Origin of the sequence: Brenneria corticis (assembly GCF_003115855.1) — a bacterium.
Lineage (GTDB): Bacteria > Pseudomonadota > Gammaproteobacteria > Enterobacterales > Enterobacteriaceae > Brenneria > Brenneria corticis.
This window is the reverse complement of sequence record NZ_KZ819076.1, coordinates 140,402-154,774: the sequence shown is the minus strand read 5'-3', so window position 1 is coordinate 154,774 and position 14,373 is coordinate 140,402. Positions and strand designations below refer to the sequence as shown.

Annotated in this window: 12 protein-coding genes; 7 read left to right on the top strand and 5 right to left on the bottom strand. The window is 58.7% G+C overall.

The window, feature by feature from the left end; genetic code table 11:
* The first annotated feature begins 150 nt into the window (after positions 1-150).
* From lptD to apaH, 6 genes are all read left to right on the top strand, one after another.
* The gene (gene lptD / locus DDT56_RS08760; protein ID WP_210417000.1) at positions 151-2,544 is read left to right on the top strand and encodes an LPS assembly protein LptD; all 2,394 of its coding nucleotides are present in this window, start codon (positions 151-153) and stop codon (positions 2,542-2,544) included.
* Positions 2,545-2,636: 92 nt separating this feature from the next.
* Positions 2,637-3,932: a peptidylprolyl isomerase SurA gene (gene surA, locus DDT56_RS08755; RefSeq protein ID WP_136166070.1), complete on the top strand. Its 1,296-nt coding sequence runs from the start codon at positions 2,637-2,639 to the stop codon at positions 3,930-3,932.
* A complete protein-coding gene (gene pdxA / locus DDT56_RS08750) occupies positions 3,932-4,933 on the top strand; it encodes a 4-hydroxythreonine-4-phosphate dehydrogenase PdxA (protein ID WP_136166069.1) in 1,002 nt (333 codons plus the stop codon). Before surA ends, pdxA begins: the two co-directional genes overlap by 1 nt.
* Positions 4,926-5,744: a 16S rRNA (adenine(1518)-N(6)/adenine(1519)-N(6))-dimethyltransferase RsmA gene (rsmA, locus tag DDT56_RS08745; RefSeq protein ID WP_136166068.1), complete on the top strand. Its 819-nt coding sequence runs from the start codon at positions 4,926-4,928 to the stop codon at positions 5,742-5,744. The genes pdxA and rsmA overlap by 8 nt, the downstream gene beginning before the upstream one ends.
* A 15-nt stretch (positions 5,745-5,759) precedes the next feature.
* A complete protein-coding gene (gene apaG / locus DDT56_RS08740) occupies positions 5,760-6,137 on the top strand; it encodes a Co2+/Mg2+ efflux protein ApaG (RefSeq protein WP_136166183.1) in 378 nt (125 codons plus the stop codon).
* Positions 6,138-6,139: 2 nt separating this feature from the next.
* A complete protein-coding gene (apaH, locus tag DDT56_RS08735) occupies positions 6,140-6,976 on the top strand; it encodes a bis(5'-nucleosyl)-tetraphosphatase (symmetrical) ApaH (protein ID WP_136166067.1) in 837 nt (278 codons plus the stop codon).
* A gap of 51 nt (positions 6,977-7,027) precedes the next feature.
* Here the strand turns inward: apaH and folA are convergent, their stop codons facing one another.
* From folA to DDT56_RS08720, 3 genes are all read right to left on the bottom strand, one after another.
* Entirely contained in the window at positions 7,028-7,510 is a 483-nt protein-coding gene (gene folA, locus DDT56_RS08730) for a type 3 dihydrofolate reductase (protein WP_136166066.1), read from the bottom strand.
* Between the two features lie 287 nt (positions 7,511-7,797).
* Complete coding sequence (locus DDT56_RS08725; protein WP_136166065.1) at positions 7,798-8,268, bottom strand: threonine/serine exporter; 471 nt, start codon at positions 8,266-8,268, stop codon at positions 7,798-7,800.
* Positions 8,259-9,035, bottom strand: a complete 777-nt coding sequence (locus DDT56_RS08720) for a threonine/serine exporter family protein (protein WP_009111393.1) — start codon at positions 9,033-9,035, stop codon at positions 8,259-8,261. Before DDT56_RS08720 ends, DDT56_RS08725 begins: the two co-directional genes overlap by 10 nt.
* Positions 9,036-9,203: 168 nt before the next feature.
* On the opposite strand from DDT56_RS08720, the gene DDT56_RS08715 reads away from it, so the two are divergent.
* The gene (locus DDT56_RS08715) at positions 9,204-9,818 is read left to right on the top strand and encodes a LysE family transporter (RefSeq protein ID WP_136166064.1); all 615 of its coding nucleotides are present in this window, start codon (positions 9,204-9,206) and stop codon (positions 9,816-9,818) included.
* A 166-nt stretch (positions 9,819-9,984) separates the two neighbouring features.
* Here the strand turns inward: DDT56_RS08715 and DDT56_RS08710 are convergent, their stop codons facing one another.
* Positions 9,985-10,917, bottom strand: coding sequence for an SDR family oxidoreductase (locus DDT56_RS08710; protein WP_136166063.1), 933 nt, complete (start codon positions 10,915-10,917; stop codon positions 9,985-9,987).
* Between the two features lie 227 nt (positions 10,918-11,144).
* Positions 11,145-14,369, bottom strand: coding sequence for a carbamoyl-phosphate synthase large subunit (carB, locus tag DDT56_RS08705; RefSeq protein WP_136166062.1), 3,225 nt, complete (start codon positions 14,367-14,369; stop codon positions 11,145-11,147).
* Positions 14,370-14,373: the final 4 nt, after the last annotated feature.

Below are 14,373 nucleotides of genomic sequence, written 5' to 3'. Positions count from 1 at the left end.
ATACTCCTCAAATCCTCATGCCGCCGGCTAAAAATTGCTTTATCATACCCGTCATTTATCTTTGCACCTAACGGCAGCGCGTATTAAACAGTGGGGATTTAACACTGGCGCAACGCTGATGAGTGAGATAGTCTCTGACCGTTTGCCGGCATGATGCCTCTGATGACGGAACACCTGATACCGCGTATGAAAAAAAGTTTCCCAACCCTGCTGGCCACCCTGATCTGGTCGGCGCTATACAGTCAGCAAACGCTGGCCGATCTCGCCGAACAGTGCATGCTTGGCGTACCTACGTACAATAGGCCGCTGGTCACCGGCGATCCCAATGATTTGCCGGTAAATATTCAGGCCGACAAAACCGCGGCCAACTATCCTGACAACGCCCTGTTCAGCGGTAACGTCAATATCGAGCAGGGCAACAGCGTCCTGACCGCCGAGCAGGTGGAGCTCAACCAGATTGCGTCCGCCGCTCAGGACGGCGCGCCCACGCGTACCATTACCGCCACCGGCGACGTGCATTACGACGATAACCAGGTCATTCTGAAAGGCCCCAAGGCCTGGTCGAACCTCAATACCAAAGATACCGACGTGTATGAGGGCGACTATCAGATGGTCGGCCGTCAGGGACGCGGCAGCGCCGACAAAATGAAAGTGCGCGACGGTAATCGCTACACCATTTTGGAAAACGGCACCTTTACCTCCTGCCTGCCGGGAGATAATAGCTGGAGCGTCGTCGGTTCGGAAGTGATTCAGGACCGCGAAGAGCAGGTTGCCGAAATCTGGAACGCGCGCTTTTTGATTGGCGGCGTACCGGTTTTTTACAGCCCTTACCTGCAACTGCCCATCGGCGACAAGCGGCGCTCGGGTTTCCTGATCCCCAATGCCAAATTCGGCAGCAGCAACGGATTTGAGCTGCTGACGCCATATTACTGGAATATCGCGCCCAATTTTGACGCCACCATCACGCCGCATCTGCAAACCAAACGCGGCATGCAGTGGCAGAACGAATTCCGTTATCTGACCGCCCCCGGCGCCGGCACCATTCAGTTCGACTGGCTGCCCAGCGACGATGAATACGCCAAAGACGCGCCGCTGGACGATAACGACACCCGCTGGCTGTTTCACTGGCGGCACAACGGCGTGATGGATCAGGTCTGGCGTTTCAATTCCGACTATACCAAAGTCAGCGACGATCGCTATTTCACCGATCTGGACTCGGAATACGGTTCCACCACCGACGGCTACGTCTCACAAAAATTCAGCGTGGGCTACGCCAATCAAAACTGGGATACCACGCTCTCCACCAAACAGTTCCAGGTATTTTCCACCGCCAACAGTCGGGACGTCTACCGTGCCGAACCGCAGCTCGATATCAATTATTATCAGAATGATATCGGCCCGGTCGATCTGCATCTTTACGGTCAGGCGGTAAAATTCACCAATGTGAACGATAACCGACCGAAAGCGACGCGTCTGCATATCGAACCGGCGTTGAGCCTGCCGCTGACCAACCGCTGGGGCAGCCTGAACACCGAAGCCAAACTGCTGGCGACGCATTACCAGCAGGAAAATCTCGATCGTTACCGCGCCGACCCGACGGTCGGCGACAGTTCCAAGCATCATCTGAAAGACAGGGTAAACCGCGTGATGCCGCAGTACAAGATAGACGGCAAGGTGGTTTTCGAGCGCGAGATGGACTGGTCGCAGGGGTATACCCAAACGCTGGAGCCGCGGGCGCAGTACCTGTATGTGCCTTATCGCAACCAAAGCGACATCCATACCTATGATTCAACGCTGCTGCAGGCCGACTACTCCGGGCTGTTTCGCGACCGCAGCTACAGCGGCCTGGACCGTATCGCTTCGGCCAACCAGTTGGCAACCGGGGTAACATCGCGTATTTATGATGATGAACTGGTTGAACGTTTTAATGCCTCCGTGGGTCAAATCTATTACTTTGATCGTCCGCGTACCGGCGATAGCAATATGTCGCTCGATCAAAGCGATGATAACGGAAGCATGGTCTGGGCCGGCGACGCCTATCTGAAGGTTGACGATAACTGGGGCATGCGGGGCGGATTGCAGTACGACGCCCGCCGCAACGAAGTGGCGCTGGGCGACGCCGTGCTGGAATACCGCAAGGACGCCGAGCGTCTGGTACAGTTGAACTATCGCTTCGCCAGCCCGGAGTACATTCAGGCCATGCTGCCGAATGTGCGCAATCCCGGTTTCCAACAGGGCATTTCGCAGGTGGGCGTGACCGCCAGCTGGCCGATCGTCGACCAGTGGGCCGTGGTGGGGGCTTACTACTACGATACCAAGGCCAATCAGCCTGCCAGCCAGTTGATCGGGGTGCAGTACAACACCTGCTGCTGGGCCGTCAGCGTCGGGTATGAACGAAAAATCACCGACTGGGAAAGCAACGACAGCGTGTATGATAATAAGGTGTCGTTTAATATCGAATTACGTGGTTTAAGCAATAATTACAGTCTGGGCTCCGAAAAAATGCTGCGTTCGGGTATTTTGCCCTACCAGCGCGCATTTTGACGCTATCGCGCCGCCAGCCGGTATAAAGGGGCGAGCAGGCTGTATCAACGAAACTTTTAACCCGCCTTGCGGATGAGATAAATGGGAAAGGTATGAATAACTGGAGAACGCTTATTCTCGGATTGGCACTAAGTGCTTCTACCGCGTTCGCAGCACCACAAGTGGTTGATAAAGTTGCAGCAGTGGTTGATAACAGCGTCGTACTGGAAAGCGACGTCAACGGCCTTTTGCAGTCGGTGAAACTGAATGCCCAGCAGGCGGGCCAGCAATTGCCGGATGACGCCACCCTGCGCCATCAGATTATCGACCGTCTGATCATGGATAACATCGTCCTGCAGATGGCGCAGAAAATGGGTATCCAGATTACGGATCAGCAGTTGGATCAGGCTATCGCCAACATCGCCGCCCAGAACCGTATCTCGCTCGATCAGTTAAAAAGCCAGCTGGCTTATGAAGGTCTTAACTACAACACCTACCGCAGCCAGATTCGTAAAGAGATGCTGATCGCCGAGGTGCGCAATAACGAAGTGCGCCGGCGCGTCAGCGTGCTGCCGCAGGAAGTGGATGCGCTGGCCAAACAGATCGCCAACCAGACCGGGGAAGATACCGAACTCAATTTGAGCCATATCCTTATTCCTCTACCGGAAAACCCCAGCCAGCAGCAGGTTGATGAAGCTGAAAATCTGGCCGGCTCCCTGGTGAAGCAAATCAACGAAGGCGCGGATTTCGCCAAACTCGCCATCAGCTACTCCGCCGACTCCCAGGCGCTGCAAGGCGGCCAAATGGGATGGGGCAAGCTGCAGGAGATCCCGACCCTGTTCGCCGAAAGGCTGACGCAGGCGCAGAAAGGGCAGATAGTCGGCCCTATCCGTTCCGGCGTCGGCTTCCATATTCTGCGGGTTAACGATCTGCGCGGCAGCGATAAAACCGTGTCGGTCACCGAAACCCATGCCCGCCATATTCTGCTGCGGCCTTCGGTGGTGATGACCGACAGCCAGGCGCAGGCGAAGCTGGAAGAGGTCGCCCAGCAGATTAAAAACGGCGGCACCGACTTCGCCACGCAGGCGAAACTGCTGTCGCAGGATCCCGGTTCGGCCAATCAGGGCGGCGATCTGGGCTGGGCTTCCCCGGATATGTACGATCCGGCTTTCCGCGATGCGCTGCTGAAATTGCGCAAGGGCGAAATCAGCCAGCCGGTCCACTCTGCCTTCGGCTGGCATCTGATTCAGCTGCTGGACACCCGCCAGGTGGATAAAACCGACGCGGCGCAGAAAGAGCGCGCCTACCGCATGATTTTCAACCGCAAATTCGCAGAAGAGGCGCAAACCTGGATGCAGGAACAGCGCGCGGCGGCTTACGTTAAAATCGTCAACGGCGCGGACAACTGATGCACGGCAACGACGATACGCCACGCGTGGCGATCACTCCCGGCGAGCCCGCCGGGATCGGTCCCGACCTGGTTATTGCGCTGGCGCAGCGGCCGTGGCCGGTCGAGCTGGTGGTGTGCGCCGACCCCGACCTGCTGATGAGCCGGGCGCTGCAGCTGCGCTTACCGCTGACCCTGCGGCATTACCAGCCCGGGATACCCGCCCGGCCGCAGCAGGCGGGAACCCTGACGCTGCTGGCGCTCCCCGCCCCGGCGACCGTGGTGGCCGGCCGGCTTAACGTCAGCAACAGCGCCTACGTGGTCGAGACGCTGGCGCGCGCCTGCGATGGCTGCCTGAACGGCGAATTCGCCGCCCTGATCACCGGGCCGGTCCACAAAGGCATCATTAACGACGCCGGGGTGCCGTTCAGCGGACATACCGAATTTTTCGCCGACCGCAGCCGCTGCAAACGCGTGGTAATGATGCTGGCGACCGAAGAATTACGCGTCGCGTTAGCCACCACGCATCTGCCGCTCGCCGACGTCTCGGCCGCCATTACCCGGCAGAGCCTGCATGAAGTCGTCACCATTCTGCATCATGATTTACAGAGCAAATTCGGCATCGAACGGCCGCAAATCTACGTTTGCGGCCTGAATCCCCACGCCGGGGAAGGCGGCCATATGGGCCGTGAAGAGCTGGACGTCATCATCCCCGCGCTGGATGAACTGCGCCGACAGGGCATCGCCCTTATCGGTCCGTTGCCCGCGGATACGCTGTTTCAGCCAAAGTATCTGCAACAGGCGGACGCGGTGCTGGCGATGTATCACGATCAGGGCCTGCCGGTGCTGAAATATCAGGGATTCGGCCGCGCGGTGAATATCACGCTGGGGCTGCCGTTTATCCGCACCTCGGTCGACCACGGCACGGCGTTGGAGCTGGCCGCCAGCGGCAGCGCCGATCCCGGCAGCTTTATCACGGCATTAAACCTTGCCATTAAAATGACAACGCACATTAATGAATAATCGAGTACATCAAGGCCACTTCGCCCGTAAACGCTTTGGGCAAAACTTTTTAAGCGATCGTTTCGTGATCGACAGCATTGTTTCCGCCATCTATCCGCAGCCCGGTCAGGCCATCGTCGAGATCGGCCCCGGACTCGGCGCGCTCACCGCGCCGGTCGGCGAGCGGATGGATCGCTTTACCGTCATCGAACTGGATCGCGATCTGGCGGCGCGGCTGGAAACCCATCCCACGCTGAAAGATAAGCTGACCATTATTCAGCAGGACGCCATGACGGTGGATTTCTCCGCGCTGGCCGAGCAGGCCGGGCAGCCGCTGCGGGTATTCGGCAATCTGCCGTATAATATCTCCACGCCGTTGATGTTCCACCTGTTCAGCTATACTCAGGCTATCCGCGACATGCACTTTATGTTGCAGAAGGAAGTGGTCAACCGTCTGGTCGCCGGCCCCGACAGTAAGGCCTACGGCCGCTTAAGCGTGATGGCCCAGTATTACTGTCAGATAATCCCGGTGCTGGAAGTGCCGCCCACGGCGTTTAAACCGGCGCCGAAAGTCGATTCCGCCGTGGTCCGTCTGGTTCCCTATGCGCAGGTTCCGTATCCGGTGAACGACATCCGTACCTTGAGCAGGATTACCACCGCGGCGTTTAATCAGCGGCGTAAAACGCTGCGCAACAGTCTGGGTAATCTCTTTACGCCGCCACTGCTGACGGAGCTGGGCATCGACCCGGCCTGTCGGGCCGAAAACGTGACGGTGGAGCAATACTGCCGCCTGGCGAACTGGCTGACCGAGCATCCTGCCGCGCCGGAATAACTGGAGTTGTTCGTGATGATTAATGCGCCCCGTGTTTGTGTACAGGTTCAGAGCTTTTACGTCGAGTCTCAGTCACTGCCTGATGAAGAACGTTTCGTCTTCGCTTATACCATCACGGTGCGCAATCTGGGGCGGCATGAGGTACGGCTTCTCGGCCGCTACTGGCTGATTACCAACGCCAACGGTCATCAGACCGAGGTCCAGGGAGAAGGCGTCGTCGGCGAGCAGCCGGTGATATCGCCCGGCAGTGAATTTCAGTACACCAGCGGCACGGTGCTGGAAACCCCGTTAGGCACCATGGAAGGGCACTACCAGATGATCGATCATCAGGGCAACGCTTTTCAGGTCGCTATTCCCGTATTCCGTCTGGCTATTCCCTCACTGATACATTAATTATGTCTACTTATTTGATTGGCGATGTTCACGGTTGTTTAGCGGAACTCGAGGCGCTATTGGCGCAGGTATCCTTCCATCCACGACAGGATACCCTATGGCTGACCGGCGATCTGGTGGCCCGCGGTCCGGATTCGCTTCAGGTGCTGCGTTTTGTCCGCTCGCTCGGCGGCGCGGTCCGCGTGGTTTTAGGCAATCACGACCTGCATTTGCTGGCCGTCTACGCGGGGATCAGCCGCAATAAGCCCAAAGACCGGCTCAACGCCCTGCTGGAAGCGCCGGACGCCGATGAGCTGATTAACTGGCTGCGCCGCCAGCCGCTGTTGCAGGTGGATGAAGACTTAAAGCTGGTGATGGCGCACGCCGGCATTACGCCGCAGTGGGATCTGGCAACCGCGCAAATGTGCGCCCGGGAAGTGGAATCCATGCTGGGCAGCGATAGCTACCCCCTGTTTCTCGACTCGATGTACGGCGACATGCCGAATCACTGGAGCCCGGAGCTTAGCGGCCTGCCCCGCCTGCGTTTCAGCACCAACGTCTTTACCCGTATGCGCTACTGCTTCGCGGGCGGTCAACTGGATATGATCTGCAAGGAGCCGCCGACGCAGGCGCCGTCATTGCTGAAGCCGTGGTTCGAATTACCGAGCCGGATCGCGCCGGCGTACGCCATCGCTTTCGGGCACTGGGCGTCGCTGGAAGGGAAAGGCACGCCGGAGAATATCTACGCGCTGGATACCGGCTGCTGCTGGGGCGGAGAGCTGACCATGCTGCGCTGGGAAGACAAACGCTACTTCAGACAGCAATCGCTGTCGCGCCCGGATGCGGGCAATGCCGAGTAATCCGTCCGCAATAACGACCAGGGCGCGCCGTCTGCGCCCTGGATCAAAGAATCAGTTTCTCTCCAGAATCTCGAAACAATAGCTGTGAGAATTGCGCTCATCCGCATCATGAAATTCGCTGAACGTGGACGACCACTCATCAGGCTCATAATCCGGAAAATGCGTATCGCCTTCGACTTCCGCATCGATATGGGTCAGATACAGCCGGTCAGCCCTGGGCAACATCTGCCGGTAGATACTCCCGCCGCCGATCACCATCACTTCTGGCGCATCGCCGGCGGCGGCCAGCGCCTCGTCCAGTGAGGAAACCCAGGTCACCCGGTCGTCGTCGCCGGGATGACTGCTGACCACAATATTATGTCGCCCCGGCAACGGCTGACCGATAGAGCGGAAGGTATTGCGCCCCATCACGATCGGCTTATCTACCGTATTACGTTTAAACCACGCCAAATCCGCCGGTAAATGCCATGGCATGGCGTTCTCCATACCGATAACACGATCCACAGCCAATGCGGCAATCAAACTAATAACCATGGTGAAACCCTATAGGCCAGAAAATTGCTGACACTATACGGAAAGCCCCCCCACTCGTCGATATGGATACCTCTTATATACCCGTCATCTTTCAAGTTGCAGGTGCGTTGGCTGCATTACTCGGCCCATCCGTGGGCCTCGCCCCGTTGGGGCCGCTGCAAGCAGCGTTCAAATCTGCTCCAGGCAGATTTGTCAGTCACCCCAGTCACTTACTTAAGTAAGCTCCTGGGGACTCACTCGGTTGCCGCCTTCCTGCATCTCGAAATCTATTGGGTATAGCAATATATTTAGACGCTGGGGCGCTTACGGTACAGCCATATTCCCGGCAGCGACAGGCCGATGGACAACGCCCCGACGATAAAGCTGGCCTTAAGGAAATTGGTGATCATTACGCTCATCAATTCTTCGCTGTAGCCAAGGTGCGACAGCTCCACCACGGAAATCATCGCGGTATAGGCCGAAATCCCCGGGAACATGGGAATCACCGCGGCGACGGTAAACACCTTGGGGTGCGCCAATAGCCAGCGCGACCAGCGAATGCCGAGGATGCCGATGGTAATCGCCGCCAGAAACGAGGCCCATTCAATGTTCAAACCGAAATGCATGGCGATAAAGCGCACGCCGTGTCCCAGCGCTCCCAGCGCCGCGCAATAGCGCAACGCTCTGACGGGCACGTTGAACACCATGGCGAAGCCCAGCGCCGGCACCGCCGCCAGCGCCATATCGAGTAACAGTTCCCCCAACAGCGTTAAGCCCATCCGCGTAATCCCCACATCGCCAGCGCCATCACCACGCCAATGCAGGTGGACAGCGTCAGCAGGCTGGCCACCGTCCAACGGGCCAGTCCCGTATTGACGTGTCCTTTAAACATATCGGCCACCGCGTTGATCAGCGGAAAACCGGGAACCAGCAGCAGCACGCTGGCCGCCATCGCCACGGTTGAGGTGTGCTGGAAAACGGGCAGCTTCATCAATAGCCCCGAGGCCGACGTCGCCACGAATGCGGTAATACAAAAGTTAATCAGCGGATTAAGGTGGCGGGCGGTGAACAGCTGGCGCACATACATCGCCAGGCCGCTGGCGATCAGCGTCACCACCGAGGCATCCCACCCGCCGCCGTTCAGCCGGCTGAAGCAGGCGCAGGACAGCGCCACGATGGACACCATCAGCCAGCGCGGATAGCGCAGCGGCTTGATATGGGCAAAACGTTTCTCCACCCCGGCCACATCCAGCAATCGATGCTCGGCCATAATCACCGTGTGCTGCACCTCGGTAACCACATGCATATTGATGCCGCGATCGACATTCTTGCGCGTGGACGTCAGGCAATGCCCCCCTTGGATGGTGGTCAGGACGATGGCGTTCGCCGAGATCGAACTCTCGACGCTATCAACGCCCAACGCCACGCCAAGCCTGGCGGGCAACTGTTCCACAACCGTACTTTCCGCGCCATGCTGCAACAGCAACAGCGCGCACTGAATGCACAGCCGGGTAATCTCCCTTTGCCGTGACGTTTCATCGACCATGTTTTATATCCCGATCCCGACCCACAGAAATAACCCCGAACAAAGCAAGGAGACTTGTTAACATATTACCGGGCAATAGCCAATAATGGTGATGCGAATTAATTGCTCCGGCGCTATTATTCTACCCTGTTTTTATTTCCGCCACCTCTGGACCACCTGGACTACATCATGCTGGAAACGTCGCTGTTTGTCGCCACCATTGCCACGCTGGGCATGCTTTCGCCCGGCCCTGATTTTTTTCTGGTAATCAAAAATGCGGCCCGCTATCCGCGTGCCGCGGCGCTGATGACGTCATTAGGCGTGATTTGCGGCGTAGCGACCCATATGGCGTACTGCGTGGCGGGGCTGGCGGTGGTTATCACCACCACCCCATGGCTGTTCAATTTACTGAAATACGCCGGGGCCGCTTATCTGATCTGGGTCGGCGTTCAGGCGCTGCTGTCCCGCGGCGGGAGTAAAATGAATCTCGCGGATTTAACGAAACAGCGGGTCACCATGAAGAGAGCCTTTTTGCAGGGCTACTTATGCAATCTGCTGAACCCGAAGGCCACGCTGTTCTTTCTGGCGATGTTTACCCAGGTACTGAGCGTCGACTCCGGCGTCGGCGAGAAACTGTGGTATGCCATGATTATCTGGGTTCTGGCCGCAGTCTGGTGGCCGCTGCTGGTGGTTATTTTTCAGAGCGGGCCGGTACGCCGCGTGCTGGAAAAAGCGCAAAAGCTGGTGGATAAACTGCTGGGTACGGTATTGATTGCGCTCGGTATCAAGGTGGCGCTGGGTTAACGGCGGCTTTACGTTTGGCCCGCAGAGCGGGGTAGTCCAACCCCACCCCAACCCTCCCCCCCTCTGACAAGTAAGAGGGAGTAAAAACGCTGACTCCTCCCCCTGACAAGGGGGCGGTCGGGAGGGGGATCGTTAATGGGCCCGCCGAGCGGGCCTTTTATGCGGCTTAGAGGGTTCCCGTCCCGCCGTCGGAACACCATACCTGGCCGGAGGCATAGCTGCTCTCCGCCGAGGCCAGCGTCACATACAGCGGCGCAATCTCCACCGGCTGACCGGGACGGCCCAACGGACTATCGCCGCCAAACTCCCTCACTTTTTCCGTCGGCTGGCCGCCGCTCGGCTGTAAAGGCGTCCAATAGGGACCCGGCGCCACCGCGTTGACGCGAATGCCCTTCGGCCCCAACTGTTTAGCCAGCGCTTTGGTGAAAGCGACATTACAGGCTTTGGTCTGGGCGTAATCCAACAGGATCGGGCTGGGGATAAACGCCTGCACCGACGAGGTGTTAATGATGACGGAGCCCGCCTGCAAATGCGCCAACGCGGCTTTCGAAATCCAGAACGGCGCATAGACGTTGGTCTTAAAGGTCGCGTCAAAGTCTTCCGTGGTCAACTCTGCAATGGACTCGTTGTATTGCTGACGTCCGGCATTGTTAACCAGAATATCCAGCCCGCCCAGTTTTTCCACCGCTTCCTTGACCAGGCGCTGACAGAACTCCTCCGTGCGGATATCGCCGGGGATGGCGACGGCGGTGCGCCCTGCGGCGCGAATCAGCTCAATGACTTCCCGCGCGTCGGATTCTTCTTCCGGCAGATAGTTAATCGCCACGTCCGCCCCTTCCCGGGCGTAAGCGATGGCGACGGCACGCCCGATCCCCGAATCGCCGCCGGTGATCAGCGCCTTACGGCCGGAAAGACGCCCGCTGCCGCGGTAGCTTTTTTCGCCATGATCGGGAACGGGTTTCATTTTGCTGGCCAGTCCCGGCGGCGTCTGGGGCTGATCGTCAAAAGGCGGTTTGGGGTACGCCTCGGTCGGATTTTTACCGGTTAATGGGGATGACGCGTCTTTGGTTAAGCTTGGATCCTGCTGGTTAACACTCATACTCACCTCTTATATTGTTTACCGCATAAAACTTCAAACAATACGCTTAAGGATAGACGATTATCTGGATATTTCCCTAAAATACGGCAATAAACCGCCAAAAAGGAAGAAAATCAAAGGGGTTGAGAGGAAGCAGGAATAAAGCGGGAACAGTAATAAAGCGTAGTCGGCGGCCCAAAAAAAGCCAGCGTTGGTCGCCAACGCCGGCTTTGCCGGTCGGGAAGGAATCAGCCTTTCACCAGGGCGTGCATTTCCTGAACCGAGATCACTCTCTCGGTGGGATCGGCGTTTAACGACATCGCCGTGGCGAACCCGCCGTTCATGGTGGTATCGTAGTGCACCTTGTATTGCAGCGCGCTGCGGCGGATCAGCTTGGAATCCTCAATCGCCTGGCGCCCCGCCGTGGTGTTGACGATATAGGCGTACTCGCCGTTTTTAATGCGATCCTGAATGTGCGGGCGCCCTTCATGCACCTTGTTCACCAGACGAGGATTAATCCCCGCTTCACCCAGCTCAATGGCCGTGCCGTGCGTCGCATCCAGCTCAAAGCCGTGCTTGAGCAGTTTCGCCGCCAGATCCACCACCCGGGCCTTGTCGCCTTCACGCACCGACAACAGCGCCCGGCCGGATTTCTTCATCTGCGAGTTGCTGCCCAGCATGGCTTTGGCGAAGGCTTCGGCGAAGGTGCGGCCCACGCCCATCACCTCGCCGGTGGAACGCATTTCCGGCCCCAGAATCGGGTCGACGCCGGGGAATTTGTTAAACGGCAGCACCACCTCTTTCACCGAGTAATAAGGCGGGATCACTTCTTGCGTCACCCCCTGCCGCGCCAGCGTCTGGCCCACCATCACCCGCGCCGCGACTTTCGCCAGCGGCACGCCGGTCGCCTTGGAAACAAACGGCACGGTACGCGCCGCCCGCGGGTTGACTTCAATCAGATAGACTTCGTTGTTTTTGACGGCGAACTGCACGTTCATCAGGCCGCGAACCCCCAGCTCAAACGCCAGTTTCTCTACCTGCCGGCGCATCACGTCCTGAATTTCCTTGCTCAGCGTATAGGCCGGCAACGAACAGGCCGAGTCGCCGGAGTGCACGCCCGCCTGTTCGATGTGCTCCATAATGCCGCCGATCAGCACCCGCTCGCCGTCACAGATGGCGTCCACGTCCACTTCAATGGCGTCGTCCAGGAAGCGGTCCAGCAGCACCGGCGCATCGTTGGACACCACCACCGCATTCTGGAAGTAGCGACGCAGATCGATTTCGTCGTACACGATCTCCATCGCCCGGCCGCCGAGCACATAGGAGGGACGCACCACCAGCGGATAGCCGATATCGCGCGCCTTTTCCACCGCCTGCTCAATCGCCACCACCGTGGCGTTGGCCGGCTGTTTCAGGTTCAGACGGTCTACCGCCTGCTGGAAACGCTCACGGTCTTCGGCGCGGTCGATGGCATCCGGGCTGGTGCCGATAACCGGCACGCCGGCGGCTTCAAGCGCTCGCGCCAGCTTCAGCGGCGTCTGGCCGCCGTATTGCACGATAACCCCTTTAGGCTGCTCGATACGCACGATTTCCAGCACGTCCTCCAGCGTCACCGGCTCAAAGTACAGACGGTCGGAGGTGTCGTAGTCGGTCGAGACGGTTTCCGGGTTACAGTTGACCATAATGGTTTCATAACCGTCTTCGCGCAGCGCCAGCGACGCATGAACGCAGCAGTAGTCGAACTCGATGCCCTGACCGATACGGTTCGGCCCGCCGCCCAGCACCATGATTTTATCGCGGTCCTGATGCGGATTGGCTTCGCACTCCTCCTCATAGGTGGAATACATGTACGCGGTGTCGGTGGCGAACTCCGCCGCGCAGGTATCGACGCGCTTATACACCGGGTGCAGGTCGAACCCGTCGCGCAGCTTGCGTATTTCGCTTTCCGCCACCCCGGCCAGCGCGGCCAGACGCGCATCGGCGAAGCCTTTACGCTTCAGCTGGCGCAGGAAGTCGGCGTCCAGCGCGTTCACGCCTTTTTCCGCCACCTGCTCTTCCAGACGCACCAGCTCTTGAATCTGCACCAGGAACCAGCGGTCGATATTGGTCAGGTTGAATACGCCGTCGACGGACATGCCGGCGCGGAAAGCGTCGGCGATATACCAGATACGCTCGGCCCCCGCATCCTTCAGCTCGCGGCGGATTTGGGTCAACGCCTGCGGATCGTCCAGGTCGACTTTCGGGTCGAATCCGTTCGCCCCGACTTCCAGGCCGCGCAGCGCTTTCTGCAACGATTCCTGCTGCGTGCGGCCGATCGCCATCACTTCACCCACCGATTTCATCTGCGTGGTCAGGCGGTCGTTGGCGCCGGCGAACTTCTCGAAGTTGAAGCGCGGGATCTTGGTAACCACATAGTCGATGGAGGGTTCAAAGGAGGCCGGCGTACGGCCGCCGGTAATGTCGTTCATCAGTTCGTCAAGCGTGTAGCCCACCGCCAGCTTGGCGGCGATTTTCGCAATCGGGAAGCCGGTGGCTTTGGATGCCAGCGCGGAGGAGCGCGACACCCGCGGATTCATCTCAATCACGATCAGGCGGCCGTTTTTCGGGTTGACCGCGAACTGGACGTTCGAACCGCCGGTTTCCACCCCGATCTCGCGCAGCACCGCCATCGAGGCGTTACGCATGATTTGGTACTCTTTGTCGGTCAGGGTTTGCGCCGGCGCAACGGTGATGGAGTCGCCGGTATGGATCCCCATGGCGTCGAAGTTTTCAATGGAGCAGACGATGATGCAGTTGTCTTTCTTATCGCGCACCACCTCCATTTCATACTCTTTCCAGCCAATCAGCGATTCGTCGATCAGCAACTCTTTGGTGGGCGACAGATCCAGGCCGCGCTCGCAGATCTCTTCGAACTCTTCGCGGTTATAGGCGATGCCGCCGCCGGTGCCGCCCATGGTAAAGGAGGGGCGGATAATGCACGGGAAACCGACATCGGCCGCCACCGCCAGCGCCTCTTCCATATTGTGCGCGATACCGGAGCGGGCGGTATCCAGACCGATTTTCTTCATCGCCACGTCAAAGCGGCGGCGATCTTCGGCCTTATCAATCGCATCGGCGGTGGCGCCGATCATGGTGACGCCGAATTCGGCCAGCACGCCCTGACGCTCCAGCTCCAGCGCGCAGTTCAGCGCCGTCTGGCCGCCCATGGTCGGCAGCACCGCGTCCGGGCGCTCTTTCTCGATGATTTTGCGCACCACTTCCCAGTGAATCGGCTCGATGTAGGTGGCGTCGGCCATTTCCGGGTCGGTCATGATGGTGGCCGGGTTGGAGTTCACCAGAATGACGCGGTAGCCCTCTTCGCGCAGCGCCTTGCAGGCCTGCGCCCCGGAGTAGTCGAATTCGCACGCCTGGCCGATAACGATCGGACCGGCGCCCAGAATCAGGATGCTTTTAATATCTGTACGTTTTGGCATTTTC

Excerpts from the sequence above, each read along its gene's own strand:
- pdxA (WP_136166069.1), top strand. The coding sequence starts at position 3,932 with ATGCACGGCAACGACGATACGCCACGCGTGGCGATCACTCCCGGCGAG.
- rsmA (WP_136166068.1), top strand. The coding sequence starts at position 4,926 with ATGAATAATCGAGTACATCAAGGCCACTTCGCCCGTAAACGCTTTGGG.
- carB (WP_136166062.1), bottom strand. The coding sequence starts at position 14,369 with ATGCCAAAACGTACAGATATTAAAAGCATCCTGATTCTGGGCGCCGGT.
- DDT56_RS08725 (WP_136166065.1), bottom strand. The coding sequence starts at position 8,268 with ATGGGCTTAACGCTGTTGGGGGAACTGTTACTCGATATGGCGCTGGCG.
- lptD (WP_210417000.1), top strand. The coding sequence starts at position 151 with ATGATGCCTCTGATGACGGAACACCTGATACCGCGTATGAAAAAAAGT.
- apaG (WP_136166183.1), top strand. The coding sequence starts at position 5,760 with ATGATTAATGCGCCCCGTGTTTGTGTACAGGTTCAGAGCTTTTACGTC.
- folA (WP_136166066.1), bottom strand. The coding sequence starts at position 7,510 with ATGGTTATTAGTTTGATTGCCGCATTGGCTGTGGATCGTGTTATCGGT.
- surA (WP_136166070.1), top strand. The coding sequence starts at position 2,637 with ATGAATAACTGGAGAACGCTTATTCTCGGATTGGCACTAAGTGCTTCT.
- DDT56_RS08710 (WP_136166063.1), bottom strand. The coding sequence starts at position 10,917 with ATGAGTGTTAACCAGCAGGATCCAAGCTTAACCAAAGACGCGTCATCC.
- DDT56_RS08715 (WP_136166064.1), top strand. The coding sequence starts at position 9,204 with ATGCTGGAAACGTCGCTGTTTGTCGCCACCATTGCCACGCTGGGCATG.
- DDT56_RS08720 (WP_009111393.1), bottom strand. The coding sequence starts at position 9,035 with ATGGTCGATGAAACGTCACGGCAAAGGGAGATTACCCGGCTGTGCATT.
- apaH (WP_136166067.1), top strand. The coding sequence starts at position 6,140 with ATGTCTACTTATTTGATTGGCGATGTTCACGGTTGTTTAGCGGAACTC.